The organism is Pusillimonas sp., from assembly GCF_044464525.1.
GTDB lineage: Bacteria > Pseudomonadota > Gammaproteobacteria > Burkholderiales > Burkholderiaceae_B > Pusillimonas.
This window is the reverse complement of record NZ_JBIQLE010000002.1, coordinates 20,760-35,640: the sequence shown is the minus strand read 5'-3', so window position 1 is coordinate 35,640 and position 14,881 is coordinate 20,760. Positions and strand designations below refer to the sequence as shown.

Annotated in this window: 12 protein-coding genes; 10 read left to right on the top strand and 2 right to left on the bottom strand. The window is 61.2% G+C overall.

Translation table 11 applies throughout. From position 1 onward, the window contains the following. Positions 1-185: 185 nt before the first annotated feature. The 5 genes from ACIY1O_RS01390 to ACIY1O_RS01370 are packed head-to-tail and all read left to right on the top strand — an operon-like array spanning position 186 to position 5,452. Positions 186-1,307, top strand: coding sequence for an ABC transporter ATP-binding protein (locus ACIY1O_RS01390; RefSeq protein ID WP_397473281.1), 1,122 nt, complete (start codon positions 186-188; stop codon positions 1,305-1,307). Next, positions 1,304-2,368 carry an ABC transporter substrate-binding protein gene (locus tag ACIY1O_RS01385; protein WP_397473280.1) on the top strand — a complete coding sequence of 355 codons (1,065 nt, stop codon included), beginning with the start codon at positions 1,304-1,306 and terminating at the stop codon, positions 2,366-2,368. The genes ACIY1O_RS01390 and ACIY1O_RS01385 overlap by 4 nt, the downstream gene beginning before the upstream one ends. Continuing rightward, positions 2,353-3,594, top strand: coding sequence for an ABC transporter permease (locus ACIY1O_RS01380; protein WP_397473279.1), 1,242 nt, complete (start codon positions 2,353-2,355; stop codon positions 3,592-3,594). Before ACIY1O_RS01385 ends, ACIY1O_RS01380 begins: the two co-directional genes overlap by 16 nt. A gap of 25 nt (positions 3,595-3,619) precedes the next feature. Next, positions 3,620-4,513: an ABC transporter permease gene (locus tag ACIY1O_RS01375; protein WP_397473278.1), complete on the top strand. Its 894-nt coding sequence runs from the start codon at positions 3,620-3,622 to the stop codon at positions 4,511-4,513. 12 nt (positions 4,514-4,525) lie between these two features. After that, positions 4,526-5,452, top strand: coding sequence for a LysR substrate-binding domain-containing protein (locus tag ACIY1O_RS01370; RefSeq protein ID WP_397473277.1), 927 nt, complete (start codon positions 4,526-4,528; stop codon positions 5,450-5,452). Positions 5,453-5,582: 130 nt separating this feature from the next. Here ACIY1O_RS01370 and ACIY1O_RS01365 read toward each other — a convergent pair whose 3' ends face one another. Then, on the bottom strand, positions 5,583-6,419 hold the full coding sequence (locus tag ACIY1O_RS01365; RefSeq protein ID WP_397473276.1) for a fumarylacetoacetate hydrolase family protein: 837 nt from the start codon (positions 6,417-6,419) through the stop codon (positions 5,583-5,585). Positions 6,420-6,780: 361 nt separating this feature from the next. Between ACIY1O_RS01365 and ACIY1O_RS01360 the strand changes: the two genes are divergently transcribed. Genes ACIY1O_RS01360 through ACIY1O_RS01345 form a run of 4 tightly spaced genes read left to right on the top strand, consistent with a single transcriptional unit; the run spans position 6,781 to position 11,485 of the window. Continuing rightward, the gene (locus ACIY1O_RS01360; protein WP_397473275.1) at positions 6,781-7,827 is read left to right on the top strand and encodes an amidohydrolase family protein; all 1,047 of its coding nucleotides are present in this window, start codon (positions 6,781-6,783) and stop codon (positions 7,825-7,827) included. Between the two features lie 37 nt (positions 7,828-7,864). Next, entirely contained in the window at positions 7,865-9,340 is a 1,476-nt protein-coding gene (locus ACIY1O_RS01355; RefSeq protein ID WP_397473274.1) for an aldehyde dehydrogenase family protein, read from the top strand. After that, positions 9,337-10,491, top strand: a complete 1,155-nt coding sequence (locus ACIY1O_RS01350) for an iron-containing alcohol dehydrogenase (protein ID WP_397473273.1) — start codon at positions 9,337-9,339, stop codon at positions 10,489-10,491. Before ACIY1O_RS01355 ends, ACIY1O_RS01350 begins: the two co-directional genes overlap by 4 nt. A 31-nt stretch (positions 10,492-10,522) precedes the next feature. Further along, positions 10,523-11,485 carry a glutathione S-transferase family protein gene (locus tag ACIY1O_RS01345; RefSeq protein ID WP_397473272.1) on the top strand — a complete coding sequence of 321 codons (963 nt, stop codon included), beginning with the start codon at positions 10,523-10,525 and terminating at the stop codon, positions 11,483-11,485. A 104-nt stretch (positions 11,486-11,589) separates the two neighbouring features. Here the strand turns inward: ACIY1O_RS01345 and mdeB are convergent, their stop codons facing one another. Continuing rightward, the gene (mdeB, locus tag ACIY1O_RS01340; protein ID WP_397473271.1) at positions 11,590-14,262 is read right to left on the bottom strand and encodes an alpha-ketoglutarate dehydrogenase; all 2,673 of its coding nucleotides are present in this window, start codon (positions 14,260-14,262) and stop codon (positions 11,590-11,592) included. Positions 14,263-14,414: 152 nt separating this feature from the next. On the opposite strand from mdeB, the gene ACIY1O_RS01335 reads away from it, so the two are divergent. Continuing rightward, on the top strand, positions 14,415-14,879 hold the full coding sequence (locus ACIY1O_RS01335) for an Lrp/AsnC family transcriptional regulator (protein ID WP_397473270.1): 465 nt from the start codon (positions 14,415-14,417) through the stop codon (positions 14,877-14,879). Positions 14,880-14,881: the final 2 nt, after the last annotated feature.

Below are 14,881 nucleotides of genomic sequence, written 5' to 3'. Positions count from 1 at the left end.
GCGCCGCTGTCACCGCCTAACCCGGCCATATGCACGTTCATCGCTTTTTTGTTGTTTATAACCCACCTCCAACCGGGGAAACCCCGCTTTCTTCGACGCGTCGAAATTGTTATGCTCTGCAACACACTCACGCGCAGGGCCTTTATTCGGAGGAACACCCGCGGCACCGTCGACCAGGACAAGCGATGTCAAACACCGAAAACGCGTTTCTCAAGTTTTCCAATGTCCGCAAAACCTACGATCAAAAATCCCTGGTCGTCAACGATTTCAATCTGGCCGTAAACCAGGGTGAATTCATCACCCTTCTGGGTCCGTCCGGGTCCGGAAAAACAACCGTCCTAATGATGCTCGCGGGTTTCGAGAACGTCACCAGCGGCCATATCACTGTCAATGGCCAGCCCATTACCCGCATTCCGCCGCACAAGCGCAACATTGGCATGGTGTTTCAGAACTATGCCCTGTTCCCGCACATGACGGTTGCCGAAAACCTCGGCTACCCCCTCAAGGTCAGGGGCCTGCCCAAACCGGAAATCCGTCATCGCGTCATTGAATTCCTGCGCCTCATCGAACTCGAGCCCTTTGCCAATCGGCATCCCGGCCAGCTCTCCGGCGGGCAACGGCAGCGCGTCGCGCTGGCCCGCGCACTCATTTTTGAGCCCACCCTGGTACTGATGGACGAGCCGCTGGGCGCACTCGACAAGAAGCTGCGCGAGCAGATGCAGTTCGAGATCACCCGCCTGCACCGACGCCTGGGCTTTACCGTCATCTACGTCACACACGACCAATCCGAAGCCCTGACTATGTCCAGCCGCATCGCCGTCTTCAATGCAGGCAAAGTGCAGCAATACGCCACACCCGACGCCTTGTACGAACAGCCGGCAAATGCTTTTGTGGCGGGTTTCATAGGCGAGAACAACCTGATCACGGCCGGCCGGCCTGTACTTGAGGGGCGCGACACCGTCACAAGCACACTACCTGACGGAACCTCGCTGCACGCACGCAACGGCGACTGCGGCGCAAATAGCCGGCGATGCTCTATTTCCATCCGCCCCGAAAAACTCGCCATCGTCCAGGCCGGGCAAAGCTTCGACAACCAGGTTGCGGCCAGCTTCATGGCACGCCACTATGTTGGCGACTTCATCCGTTATTACTTCCAGCTGCCTGGCGGCGGCCGGGCCATCGTCAAGCTGCTGAACGACACCAGGGCGCCGGTCCTGCAAGAAGGCCAGCTTGCCACTCTGGGCTGGATGGCCCGCGACAGCTATGCCTTTCAATCCGACACACCGAACCACGGAGACAAAACATGAAAAAAACAGCCTTCTCGCTGCTGGGCGGAGCCCTTCTGGGTCTGGCCATGGCAAGCCCGGCAGCGGCGCAAGAGGCCCTGACAGTGGTCTCTTTTGGCGGTGCATACGGCGCCACCCAGCAAAAGCATCAGATCGATCCCTATATGGCCGAAACCGGAAAGCGGGTCATCTTTGAAACCTACAGCGGCGGTATCGCCGAGATGAAGGCCCAGGTGCAGTCCGGCAACATCCAATGGGATGTCGTGGATATGGAAACGATTGATCTTGAACGCGCCTGCTCCGAAGGCCTGCTCGAGCTCATACCCCGCGATATTCTGCTGCCGGGCGACGACGGCGTCCCCGCCGAACAAGATTTCATTCCCCAGGCGCTTGAAAGCGAATGCGCGGTGGCCGAAATTGTCTACAGCACCATCTATGCCTATAACGACAAGACCATCGGCGACAGTAAACCCGCCACGGTTGACGATTTTTTCGATACGAAAAAATTTCCGGGCAAGCGGGGTCTTCGCAAGCGCCCGCAGTTCGTCATGGAGTGGGCGCTGATGGCCGACGGCGTGGCCAATCAAGACATCTACAAAGAACTTGCCACGCCCGAAGGCCAGGCGCGCGCCTTCGCAAAACTGGATACCATCAAGAACGACGTGATTTGGTACGACAGTTGGTCTCAGGCGCCGCAGATGCTTAATGACGGCGGCGTCGTCATGATCCAGGTTGCCAACGGCCGCATCTTCGATGCCATCCGCAACGAAGACAAGCCCTTCACCATAGTCTGGGACGGCAACATGTATGACCTGGGCGCCTGGACCATCCTGAAAGGCACGCCCAAGCTCGAACAGGCGCTCGATTTCGTTCGCTTCACCACCAGCACCAAAGCATTGGCGGGCTTCCAGGATGTGGCCTACGGGCCGCCACGCAAATCGTCGCTGGCCCTGGTGGATGAATCGGTAATACAGCATTTGCCCAGCGCCCACATGGACGAAGGCGTTCAGGTCGACAGCGTTTTCTGGGCCGACTACGGCGAGAGCCTCAGCGAGAAGTTCAACGAGTGGCTGCTGAAATAACTCTTACCGCGCAAGAAATACGCACTGAGCGCAATGAACTGCGCCGTCGGCGGCGCACCGCATTGCTGCTGGTGGCGCCGCTGCTGGCATTTGTGCTGGTGGCGTTTTTCACGCCGATCACCAGCATGCTGTACCGCAGCGCCTACAATCCGACCCTGGCCGAGCTCATACCCGAGACACTTGAGCATTTGTCTCATTGGAAAGATTCGCGGTTGCCGTCCACCGAAACCTACGCCTCGATGGCTTCCGAGCTTAAAACACTTTCCGCAGAGCGCAAGGCTGGAATACTGGCCGCCGCGGTCAATCAGGCCTATCCGGGGGCATCCAGCCTGATCAACGCCTCGGCCCGGCGGATGCGCGATCTGGCGCCCGGCGTTGCGCCGGTGCTGGCGGCCGACGCCTTGCGCACTGCCGATCCGCGCTGGGACCAGCCTGACCTCTGGCGGGCCGTCAAGCGCGCCGGGCAAGTCTATACACTTGGCCACTACCTGACTGCGCTCGACCTAGAACGCAACCCGAAAGGCGAAATCGTCCAACGCGAATCGGCCCGCATCTATGTGCAACTGTATACGCGCACGCTGGGCATGGCATTGGCGATCACTCTTATGTGCATCGCACTGGGATACCCGCTGGCCTATTACCTGTGCCGCGCGCCCAAGCGGGTGGCCGGCCTTTTGATGATGCTGGTGCTGCTTCCTTTCTGGACCTCGCTGCTGGCTCGAACCACGGCGTGGATCGCCTTGCTGCAACCTCACGGGGTTATAAATTCCATCCTGCTTTGGCTGGGAATCATCACCCGGCCGCTCGAGCTTCTGTATACCGGCTTTGCCACCGTCATCGTCATGACCCATATCCTGCTGCCCTTCATGGTGCTGCCGCTGTATAGCGTGATGCGGGGCATCGACCCCAGCTATGCACGCGCGGCCCAGTCGCTGGGCAGCACGCCATGGTCGGCCTTCTGGCGAGTATTCCTGCCCCTCAGCATGCCAGGGCTAAGCGCGGGCGCACTGCTGGTGTTCATTATCTCGATCGGCTACTACATCATCCCCGCCCTGGTTGGCGGCACCGACGGGCAGATGATCTCCAACATCATTGCTTTCCATATGCAACGTTCCAACAACTGGGGGCTGGCCGCCGCTCTGGGTTCCCTTCTGCTGGTTGTGATCGTTATTCTTTACTGGGTGTACGACAAACTTGTCGGCACGCGTAATCTCAAGCTGGCATAGCGTCCACGCCACAATGGACAAGCCCATGAGCCCACGCCCCAACCCCGAAGCCCGGCAAGACCGCCACCTGGCGGCCGGTGCGTCGCAGCAGGTACACGAAAGCGGAGCGCCGGGGCGATGGCTGCTTCGGATTGCTGCATGGGGGGCCCTGGCCTTCCTGATGCTGCCCATCCTGATCGTCATACCGCTGTCATTCAATGCCGAACCCTTTTTCAGCTTCACCCCCGGCATGCTTCGCCTGCAGCCCGAGGCCTACTCGACCAAGTGGTACGTCGGCGTGTTCGAAAGCGGCAGCTGGCTCATGGCCATACGCAACAGTCTGCTGATCGGCCTTTGCTCGACGGCAATTGCCACCGTACTGGGCACCGTGGCCGCCCTAGGGCTGGCCAGCCACGACATGCCCTGGCGGCGGCCCATCACCGCCCTGCTGCTGGCTCCCATGATCGTGCCCTTGATCATCGTCGCCGCCGGCATGTTCTTCTTCTTCACCCGATTCAATCTGGTGGCCACCTTCACCGGCGTGATCATCGCCCATGCCACCTTGGGCGTTCCCTTCGTAGTGCTGACCGTAACCGCCACCTTGTCGGGCTTCGATCGCTCGCTTTACCAAGCCGGACTCAACCTCGGGGCCTCGCCCATACGCGCCTTCGCCGATGTGGTTGTGCCGGTTATAAGGCCAGGCGTCATCTCCGGTGCACTGCTGGCATTCGTAACCTCGTTCGACGAAGTCGTGCTGGTTCTGTTCCTGGCCGGCCCGGAACAAACCACGATTCCTCGCCGCATGTTCTCTGGGCTGCGCGAGCAGATCAATCCAAGTATCCTTGCCGTGGCAACACTGCTTATCCTGATGTCCGTTTGCCTGCTGATCGCGCTCGAACTCCTGCGCCGCAGGTCGGAGCGGACCAAGGCGGGCCAATAGCGGAGGGAATCCATGAAACTCGTCCAATTGCGCAATCTGCTGGCCATCGCGGAACAAGGCAGTGTGCGAGCCGCCGCACGCCATCTGGGCGTGGCCCAATCCGCCCTGACACGCAGCATCCAGGAGCTCGAACGCGAACTGGACGTTGCGCTGTTCGAACGCCGGGCCAAGGGCATCCGCCTCACCGACACGGGCAGGCATTTCCTCATCCGGGCGCAGTCCATCCACAACGAAGTGCGCCGCGCCCAAGAAGAAATCGAACAACTGCGCGGCCAGACCACGGGCGTGATCCATCTGGGCCTGTCGTCTGTTTCCCAGATAGCGCTCTTCCCCTACGCGGCCAAGGCCTTTCGCGCCCGGTACCCCGACGTAGTGCTGCACATCCGGGACGGCCTCTACCCCACGATGGAACCCTACCTGAAAAACAGCACGCTCGACATGTATATCGGCCCCATCCTCAACCATCGGTCCGCGCCTGACCTGTCGGTGGAAAAGCTGCTGGACAACCCCCGGGGAATCATTTGCCGAAAGGGGCACCCCCTGGCCAAGGCCAAATCCCTGAGCGAACTGGCCGATGCCGAATGGGTCACCACATCCGTGACATTCAAGGCCGAAGAAGAGTTGGGACCTTTGTTCGCGCAGCATGACCTGCCCAATCCGCGACTGATATTGCGCGCCCACTCGGCCCTGTCGTTCGTGACGGCCATGGTGTCTTCCGACGCCCTGGCTATGCTTCCGGTACAGTTCGCCGAGCTGACCATGGGAGGCGCCGCGCTTGAGGTCATCCAAATCGCCGAACCTCTGCCCGAGCCCCCTCTTTGTCTGGTGCGCCGCAACGACATCCTTCCCACTCCGGCCGCGGAATATTTCTGCGATATGATCCGGCGGGCCAGCGGCCACATCGAACAAGAAAGAAACGCAGCTAAAGTCGCATCGTAAAGCGGCGGCGCCCCAAGGCGCCGCAGGCGCAAGCTACCGGTCGCCGGGCGAAACGGACAAGGGTCCCCGGCAGGGGATGGCCGACGGAGATCAGCAACGGTAATGAGGCCGCCCGGACAAGCGACGCCACCTACACCACCTTTTGCTTCTGGGTGCCCAACTGGTCGATGCTAAGCGTGATGACATCGCCCTTCTTGAGAAACTGTTGCGGCTTCATGCCCAGGCCCACCCCTGACGGCGTACCGGTAATGACCACGTCGCCCGGCAGCAGAGTCATGAACTGGCTCAAGTGCGAAACGATTTGCGCAACCGAGAAAATCATGTCGGCGGTGGTGCTTTTCTGCTTGGTCTCGCCGTTGACCTTCAGCTCCATCTCGAGCGTCTGGGGGTCGGGGATCTCGTCGGTGGTGACCAGCCATGGACCGATGGGGCCGAACGTATCGAAGCTTTTGCCCTTGCTCCATTGGCCGCCGCGCTTGATCTGCCAGTTGCGCTCGGAAACGTCGTTCGCCAGGCAATACCCGGCCACGTGCTCGAGCGCCTTCTCAACCGATACTTTGCGCGCCGTCGTGCCGATGATGAAGCCAAGCTCGATTTCCCAGTCGCCTTCTTGCGAGCCCTCCGGCAGGACGATGTCATCGTTGGGGCCGCACAGCGAGGTGATGGCCTTGGTGAAGATGACCGGCTCCTTGGGAATATCCATGCCGGCCTCTTCGGCATGCTTGCGGTAGTTCAGGCCGATGGCCAGGAACTGGCGCGAACCGCCGACGGGCGTGCCGATGCGCACGGAATCATCGACCAGGGGCAGCTTTTCGAGATCTATGGCCGTGAGCGCCTTAAGGCGTTCCGGCGCCAGCCATTCCGGGGTGAGGTCGGGCACCAAAAGGGACAGATCTCGAATCCTCCCCTGCGCATCGAGCGCACCGGCCTTCTCCTCGCCGACTGGGCCATAGCGTAATAGTTTCATGTCTGTTTCCTGGTAGTTGTTGATTGAAAAGCCGAACCGTTGGCGTCGGCATCCACGCGGCCGCCAACGGTTCGCGCATTCATCGTACACAGGCTAACGGGCTATGCCAACAAACAGCCTGGGCGCCAAACCGTCCTCCACGCGCCCGTTCGGCCACGGACGAACGTACGCACGCGTCCCTGCGTCTGGCGGTGATGCATTCTAGAGATCGAATGGATGTTTTCCTCATCTGTCGAAGCAGGCATCTCTTGCCTACACTCAAAAACATAATTCACGAGACAACAAGCCAAAGCCCCATCCAGGTCCGCGCCATTGCCGGCGCAATCGGGTTGACGATGCGGCCGGCCTCAAGCCAAAGCCAATGATGAAAAAAATAGACATCTACAACCACGTGCTTCCGCTGGATTACCTGGAGCTGGTCAAGACGCATTCCAAGGACGCGGGGATCGTCAAGCGCATGGTCAGCCTGCGCATGTTGTGGGACATGGAGGCGCGCGCCGCGATGATGGCGGAGAAATTTCCCGACGTGGTCCAGGTGCTGACCCTTAGCCAGCCTTCGCCTGAAATGCTGGGCGGGCCCGAGCAGTCTCCCGAGTTCGCCCGCATTGCAAACGACGGCATGGCGCAGATCTGCCAACGCTGGCCCGAGCAGTTTCCCGCGTTCGTCGCCGCGCTGCCCATGAACAACGTGCCCGCCGCGCTGAAGGAAATGGATCGCGCCATCAACGAGCTGGGCGCGCGGGGCGTGCAGGTCGTCACCAGCGTCAACGGCCGCCCGCTGGACGACCCCGAGTTCTTTCCCATTTTCGAGGCCATGGCGACGCGCCACGACCTGCCCGTTTGGATGCATCCGTTCCGGCCGGGCACGGTCAATGACTACAAGGACGAAGAGCGGTCAAAGTACGAAGTCTGGCAAGTGCTGGGCTGGCCGTTCGAAACGTCGGTGGCGATGTCCCGCATGGTGTTTTCGGGAATGCTCGAAAAGCTTCCCGGGCTGCGCGTCATCACCCACCATTGCGGCGGCATGCTGCCCTATTTTGCGGGCCGGGCCGAGACGCTCTGGGCGCAGCTTGGCAGCCGCAGCGCCGACGGCAGCGAGGCCGAGGTGCTCAAGCGCTTGTCGAAGCCACCCATCGAGTACTTCAAGATGTTCTATGGCGACACCGTGCTTGGCGGCTCGGCCTCGGCGCTTCGCTGCGGCCTGGATTTCTTCGGTGTCGACCATGTGGTATTCGCTTCGGACTGCCCTTTCGACCCCGAGGGCGGCCCCATGTTCATCCGCGAAGGCATACGCTCCATCGAAAGCCTCGGCCTCAGCCAGGAAGACAACGACAAGCTTTATTTCGGCAACGCCCTGAAACTGATGCGATTGCGGCGCCTCGAAAAAAACAGCCGGCAGCCCGATTGAGGCGATGCCCGACGGCACGACAAGCCAGGAGACACAGATGACCAAAGCCCTTGCGTCCCAACCGCGCCTGTATCGACAACTCATTGCCGGAGAATGGGTGGACGCCGGCGGCGGCGATGTTTACGACGACATGAATCCCTTTGACGGAGAAGTCTTCGCTCGCATTCCCGCCGCCGGCGGCGCGGACGCGCAGCGCGCGATAGAAGCGGCCGACAAGGCCTTCCCCGCATGGGCCGCCATGGGCGCGCGAGAGCGCCAGGCGTTGTTCCTGAAAGCCGCCGACATCCTCGAACGCCGTGCGGACGAAATCGTCCTTATCCTGGCACAGGAAACCGGCACCGCGGCCCCGTTCGCGCGATTTCAAATCCAGTGGGCGTCCGGGCTTTTGCGCCAGGCCGCCGGATATCCCTATCTGCCCGGCGGCGAAATCGTGCAATCGGATACGCCGGGTGTGTTTGCCATGGCCGTGCGCAGACCGCTGGGTGTCGTTGCGGGGATTTCCCCGTGGAACGGCGCCCTGGCCCTGGGCTTTCGCACCATCGTCGCGCCGCTGGCCTGCGGCAACACGGTGGTTCTGAAACCCTCCGAAGAGGCCCCGGTTTCCGCCGGGCTGCTGATGGGCGAGATCATGACCGAAGCCGGCTTCCCGCCGGGAGTCGTCAACGTGATCACCCACGCGCCGGGTGCGGTGGGGCCCGTTGCCGACCAACTGTTCGAAAGCGACAAGGTCCGGGCGTACAACTTTACCGGCTCTTCGGCCACGGGGGCGATGCTGGCCGCCCGGGCGGGCCAGCACCTTAAGCGCATTGCACTGGAACTGGGCGGCTACAACCCCATGATCGTGTTCGAGGACGCCGACCTCGATTATTCCGTCGACACAGCCATCTTCGCCGCATTCTTCCACCAGGGCCAGATCTGCATGAACACCCGCAAGATCCTGGTCCAGCGTTCGCGCTACGAGGATTTCCTGACGCGTTTCGGGGCCCGCGCCCGGCAAATCAAGGCCGGCGATCCCAGCAATCCGCAGAACAAGATCGGCCCCCTGATCAACGACGCCGCCGTCGGGAAAGTGAAGCTGGCAATCAAGCAGGCGGTGGACAAAGGCGCCCGAATCGTGGCGGGCGGCGGCGCCGACGGCCGCTGCGTCGAACCCACCGTGCTGGTGGACGTGCCCAAAGACGCGCCCATCCATTGCGAAGAAGTGTTCGGGCCTGTGGTGCTCGTCCAGCCATTCGACAGCGAACAAGAAGCGGTGGACGCGGCCAATGGCACCGACTACGGCCTGACCGCCTCGATCATGACGACGGACGTCTGGAAAGGCATCACCCTGGGCGGCCGGATACAGGCCGGCATGGTCAACATCAATGGCCCCACCATGGGCGGAGAGCCGCAAATTCCATTCGGCGGCGTCAAGGACAGCGGATGGGCGCGCTTCGGAAGATGGGCCATCGAGACCTTCACCGACCTGAACCTGGTCACCGTCAGCAACGACAAGCGCAGGTATCCGCTATGAGCTGCGGCGCCCCGCTGGTTCTGGATATTCCGCGCACCCTGTGTGCCGTCGGCGCCGTCTCGACGCTGGCCGACGAGCTGGACGCGCTGAGGGTTCGGCGCCCGTTGCTGGTGACGGACAAGGGCATATCAGCCGCCGGGCTGGTGAAGAAAGTCACCCAGGCATACGACGGCGCGCACCCAATGACCCTGTTCGACGAGGTCACTGAAAACCCCGTGTTTTCAGACGTCGACAAGGGGCTGGCTCTATACGCGCGCCAATCCTGCGACGGGGTCGTCGCGTTGGGAGGCGGGTCGGTCATCGACACCGCGAAGTTCATCGCCTTGGTGGCAAGCAATGCAGGCGGCATCGCCGACTTCGCCGGAAAGCCGGGCACACCGCACGGCGCCTCCGCCCCCTTGATCGCCATCCCCACCACGGCCGGCACGGGAAGTGAAGCCTCACATTCCGCGGCGATTCATGCCGATGCCACCGCACCCGCCATGGGGATGAGCTCGCGCCACCTCATTCCCCGCGTCGCCATCCTCGATCCCCTCCTGACGGTGGGGCTGCCGGCCCGGCTTACCGCCGCCACGGGCATCGATGCCTTGTCCCATTGCATCGAAGGATACTTGTCGACCAAAGATCAGCCGCTCGGAAAATCCATCGCACTCGATGGAATAGCGCGCGTGGGCAAAGCCTTGAAGCGCGCCCTCGCCGATCCGCAAGACCTCGACGCGCGTATGGAAATGATGCTTGCCGCCTACGCCGGCGGCGTCTCGATAAGCATGGGCCTTGGGCCGGCCCATGCGGTGGCGCTGGCCTGCAGCGACCAAGGCTTCCATCACGGTGTACTGAGCGGGATCGGCCTGGTTGCCACGCTTGACGCGACAGCGGCGCACGTGCCCGAGCGCATGGCGCCCGTGGCCCAAGCGCTCGGTATGGCGCCGACCGCTTCGCCGGCCGCCGCGATTGCCGGCTTGATGCGTGAACTTGGGCTGCCGGCGACCTTGGCCGAACTGGGTTATGCGGCCGGCGACATACCGCACTTGGCGAATGCGGCGTGCCGCAGCCACTTCAATTTATTTGCGCCGCTTCAACCGACTTCCGAGCAATACGCCGCCATGCTGTCAGCCTCATTGGCAATGCCGTTATCGAAGATCAGTCGATAGAAACTCGCAGCAATCAAAAAGGAGCTTTTAAATGCCGCACAACCTGGAGCAGGCCGTCACCGAATTGCGGAACAGTTTGGGATCAAACGGCAAGAATATTGGCACCCACGAGTCAAGCACGCCACGTTTTGAGCTCTTTCACGCCCCCAACTCAATCTGTTCGCAGAAAGTGCGCGTCGTGCTGGCCCACCACAACATTCCTTACCGTTCGCACCAGCTCAATATTTTTGAAGGCCAGACCTATTTGCCGGGCAATGTGCGGTTGCGCCTGATCGGGTGTGCCGCTCTGGGCGGCAGCCTTGTCACCGGCCACACCGGCAGCACTTCGGTGGCACAGGGCGGTTGCGACCCTGCCGTGGTGCCAACCTTGGTTGACTGGCAAACCAGGCGGGTACTGGTCGATTCAAAACACATCTGCTTGTATATTGACCAGACTGCGGCGCCCGGCGCGTCTCTGCGGCCGCCCAAGCTGAAAGCCGCCATCGACGCCGAGTTGGACTTTGTCGACAACATGCCCAATTACCAGATGCTGGCCGGTACACCGCCGGGCGAGGACCACAGGCCCGAATCACGCCGCAAAAGCAACGGTGTCGGGTTTGCAATGAGCAAGGTCGAGCGCTGCGACCATTATCTGGCCAAATTCGCCAACGATCCTGATCTGGTCAGAGGATACTCCGCCAAACGCTCGAAAGAACTGGATGCCGCCCAACGGCTATTCACGCCCGAGGCGATGCGTACAGCCTACGACAAAGCCGAGGCCGGCTGCGCCCGCCTCGAAGAAAGACTCAAATCGGGCGAGCGCTGGGTGGCGGGCGACGAGATAACCATGGCCGATCTGTACTGGGGGGTGGAGTTGCTGCGCATGAAAAACATGGCCGTCGAATCATTCTGGGCCAACGGCGCAAGACCAGCAGTGGCTGCTTACGTGGAAAGAGTGGAGTCAATACCGGCGATCCGTTCCGCGGTGGTTCATTGGCCCGGCGCCATGTACTGATTCAGGCGCCGTACGCCGGAGTACCCGGCCACGGCAAATTCATATTCAAAGAAGCGTCCGGCGTAGATCCGTCAGCGCGGAACGGATCGCCGTATGGGCTACCCTTACATTTCCGTCGACAAAGGCTTGTTCAAGTCCAGCTCAAGCGCCAGCGCAAAAGACTTCAGGCTTTCGGGGTCGGGGGACAACTGGCTGAAGGCTGTATAGGCGATCCAGCGCGCATCCATCTCAAAGAAGTCGCGCAGGTTGGCCCGCGTGTCGCTTCGGCCAAAACCGTCGGTGCCCAATGTCGTGAAGGAACCCGGCACGAAAGCGCGAATGCCTTCCGCCACGGCACGCACATAATCACTGGCTGCAACCACCGGCACATTGCGTTCGCCCAACACCTGCGTCACATAGGGTTGAGCCTCAGGACGCCCCAGACGTTGGTCGCGCTGGGCTGCGATGCCGTCCCGGGCCAGCTCGGTATAGCTGGTGACACTCCATACCTCGGCGTCGATGTCCAGTTTTTCTTTGAGCAGGGCCGCCGCGCCGACGGCCTCTTTCAAGGCCGGCCCGGCCGCAAGCAGACGCACTTGCGGCGCCGGCACAGCCTGCAGGCAGTACATACCCCGAAGGATGCCCTCTTCGGCCCCCTCGGGCATGCTGGGCTGAGCGTTGTTTTCATTGGTGACGGTCACATAGTAGAAGACGTCTTCGTGCTCGTGGATCATGCGGCGCATGCCTTCCTGCAGGATCACGGCAACTTCGTACGCATAGGCGGGGTCGTAGGCGATGCAATTGGGTATTGTGGAAGCCATCAGGTGACTGGTTCCGTCCTGGTGCTGCAGCCCCTCGCCGGCCAGGGTTGTGCGGCCCGAAGTGGCGCCTATCAAGAAGCCCCGGGCGCGCTGGTCGGCCGCCGCCCAGATCAGGTCGCCGATGCGCTGGAAACCGAACATCGAGTAATAGATATAAAACGGCAGCATCGGCACGCCGTGCACTGAATAGCTGGTTGCCGCCGCCGTCCACGACGAGATGGCGCCCGCTTCGGTAATGCCCTCTTCAAGAATCTGACCGTCCTTGGCCTCGCGGTACGACAGGATCGAACCGATGTCCTCCGGCTCGTACAACTGGCCCTGCGAAGAATAAATGCCCACCTGGCGAAACAGATTGGCCATGCCGAAGGTGCGGGCCTCGTCGGCAACGATGGGCACGACGTGCTTGCCCACTCCGGCGTCCTTCAACAGGCCGCCCAGCATGCGCACCAGCGCCATGGTGCTGGACATTTCCTTGCCCTGCGCTTCCAGCGCAAAGCGGGCATAAGTGTTGATTTCAGGAATTTCAAGCGTCGCGTGCCGGGTGTTTCGACGTGGCAGGAATCCGCCCAGCTCGGCGCGCCGTTGCATCAGGTGCCGCATTTCGGGACTGTCGGGCGCTGGCTTGTAGAAAGCCAGTTCCTCGCAGTCCTGATCGGAAATCGGCAGGCGAAAGCGATCGCGAAACTCGAGCAGGCTGTCGGCATCCAGCTTCTTCTGCTGGTGGGTGGTCATTTTTCCCTGACCGGCCGCGCCCATGCCGAAGCCCTTCTTGGTCTGCGCCAGAATCACGGTTGGCTGGCCGCGATGGGCCGCTGCCGCGTGGTAGGCGGCATGGATCTTCTTCATGTCGTGGCCGCCGCGCTTCAGGCGGTCGATCTCTTCGTCGGTAAGCATGGCAGCAATGGCCTGCATGCCGGGCGTCTGATGGAAGAAGTGCTCTCGATTGAAAGCCCCATCGTTGGCGGCAAAGGTCTGCAACTGGCCGTCTACCGTACGGCCCAGCACCTCGACCAGCTCGCCCTCGGGGTCGCGCGCGAAAAGAGGATCCCAATCGGAACCCCACAACAGCTTGACGACGTTCCATCCGGCTCCTGCGAACAGGGTTTCAAGTTCGTCCACAATGCTGCCGTTGCCCCGCACCGGGCCATCCAGCCGCTGCAGGTTGCAATTGATGACGAACACCAGATTATCAAGGTGTTCGCGCGCCGCCAGGCTCAATGCGGCCAGGGATTCGGGCTCGTCCATTTCACCGTCGCCGAAAACACCCCACACCTTGCGACCCTGAGGCGTCAACAAACTGCGGTGTTCCATATAGCGCATGAAACGAGCCTGATAAATGGCGCTGATGGGGCCGATGCCCATGGAACCCGTTGGAAACTGCCAGAAATCGGGCATGAGCCAGGGATGCGGGTAGGACGACAAGCCGCGCGCATTGTGTTTTACCGCCTCGAGTTCCCGGCGAAAAAAACCGAGTTCCCGCTCTGATAGGGCGCCCTCAAGAAACGCACGCGCGTAGATGCCCGGCGCCGAGTGCGGCTGAAAATACACCAGGTCTCCGCCAAAATCATCGCTGCGCGCACGGAAGAAATGGTTGAAGCCCACTTCGAACAAATCGGCGGCGGACGCATAGCTGGAGATGTGGCCTCCCAACTCGCCATAGGCGCGATTGGCGCGCACCACCATGGCCAGGGCGTTCCAGCGGATGATGCTGGCCAGGTTCTGTTCTATCTCGAGCGCGTCCGATCCTCCGGGAAACGGCGGCTCGTCCTGAAGGCGGATGGTGTTTACGTACGGCGTATTGCGCGAATCGCGCCATTGCAACCCCAGCCGCCTGGCGGTTTCGCTCAACTGCGTCATGAGATAGCGGGCCCGCTCGGGCCCAGCGGCCTGCACGACGCCCCGCAGTGCATTCAGCCATTCCGCCGTTTCCTGGGCGTCAATGTCGGGGTTCATATAGCTGGCGGAAGACATATCCATCACCTCTCTCCTGGTTCAATTTCTATTGAACAGGATAATATCGTTGAGGCCGAATAGGTGACTGTATTGAGCTTCCCCAGTCTATAAATTCAGCATAAAATACTAAAACTATAAGCCTATACAGAATTATCTTTAGACCCGAAAGGCCGATCATGGAACTCGATGCCACCGACCTGCGCATTTTGCGAGTGCTGCAGGACGACGCCAAGACCAGCAACATAGAGCTCGCCCGAAAAATCAACTTGTCGGCGTCCCCGACCCTGGCACGGGTCAAGAACCTGGAAAAAAACAAGATCATTTCACGGTACGTGGGGCTGGTCGACCCGGCCGCGCTGGGACTGAAAATGAACGTCTTCATCCAGGTCAGCCTCGACAGGCAGGAATCAGCCGTACTCGACCGCTTCGAACAGGAAGTCAGCCGGTTCGGCGAAGTCATGGAGGTCTACCTGATGACGGGCGACGAAGACTATCTGTTGCGCATCGTCGTGCCCGACATCCAGGCGCTCGAGCACTTCATCCTCGATCACCTGACCAAAATCCCCGGCATCAAGAAAATACGCTCCAGCTTCGCGCTCAAGCAGGTCAAATACAAAACAGCGCTGCCGATAGAATCGTAGCG

What these genes read in the sequence shown, in the direction of transcription:
- mdeB (WP_397473271.1), bottom strand. Translation starts at nt 14,262, where the DNA reads ATGGATATGTCTTCCGCCAGCTATATGAACCCCGACATTGACGCCCAG.
- ACIY1O_RS01385 (WP_397473280.1), top strand. Translation starts at nt 1,304, where the DNA reads ATGAAAAAAACAGCCTTCTCGCTGCTGGGCGGAGCCCTTCTGGGTCTG.
- ACIY1O_RS01375 (WP_397473278.1), top strand. Translation starts at nt 3,620, where the DNA reads ATGAGCCCACGCCCCAACCCCGAAGCCCGGCAAGACCGCCACCTGGCG.
- ACIY1O_RS01370 (WP_397473277.1), top strand. Translation starts at nt 4,526, where the DNA reads ATGAAACTCGTCCAATTGCGCAATCTGCTGGCCATCGCGGAACAAGGC.
- ACIY1O_RS01355 (WP_397473274.1), top strand. Translation starts at nt 7,865, where the DNA reads ATGACCAAAGCCCTTGCGTCCCAACCGCGCCTGTATCGACAACTCATT.
- ACIY1O_RS01360 (WP_397473275.1), top strand. Translation starts at nt 6,781, where the DNA reads ATGATGAAAAAAATAGACATCTACAACCACGTGCTTCCGCTGGATTAC.
- ACIY1O_RS01345 (WP_397473272.1), top strand. Translation starts at nt 10,523, where the DNA reads ATGCCGCACAACCTGGAGCAGGCCGTCACCGAATTGCGGAACAGTTTG.
- ACIY1O_RS01350 (WP_397473273.1), top strand. Translation starts at nt 9,337, where the DNA reads ATGAGCTGCGGCGCCCCGCTGGTTCTGGATATTCCGCGCACCCTGTGT.
- ACIY1O_RS01390 (WP_397473281.1), top strand. Translation starts at nt 186, where the DNA reads ATGTCAAACACCGAAAACGCGTTTCTCAAGTTTTCCAATGTCCGCAAA.
- ACIY1O_RS01335 (WP_397473270.1), top strand. Translation starts at nt 14,415, where the DNA reads ATGGAACTCGATGCCACCGACCTGCGCATTTTGCGAGTGCTGCAGGAC.
- ACIY1O_RS01365 (WP_397473276.1), bottom strand. Translation starts at nt 6,419, where the DNA reads ATGAAACTATTACGCTATGGCCCAGTCGGCGAGGAGAAGGCCGGTGCG.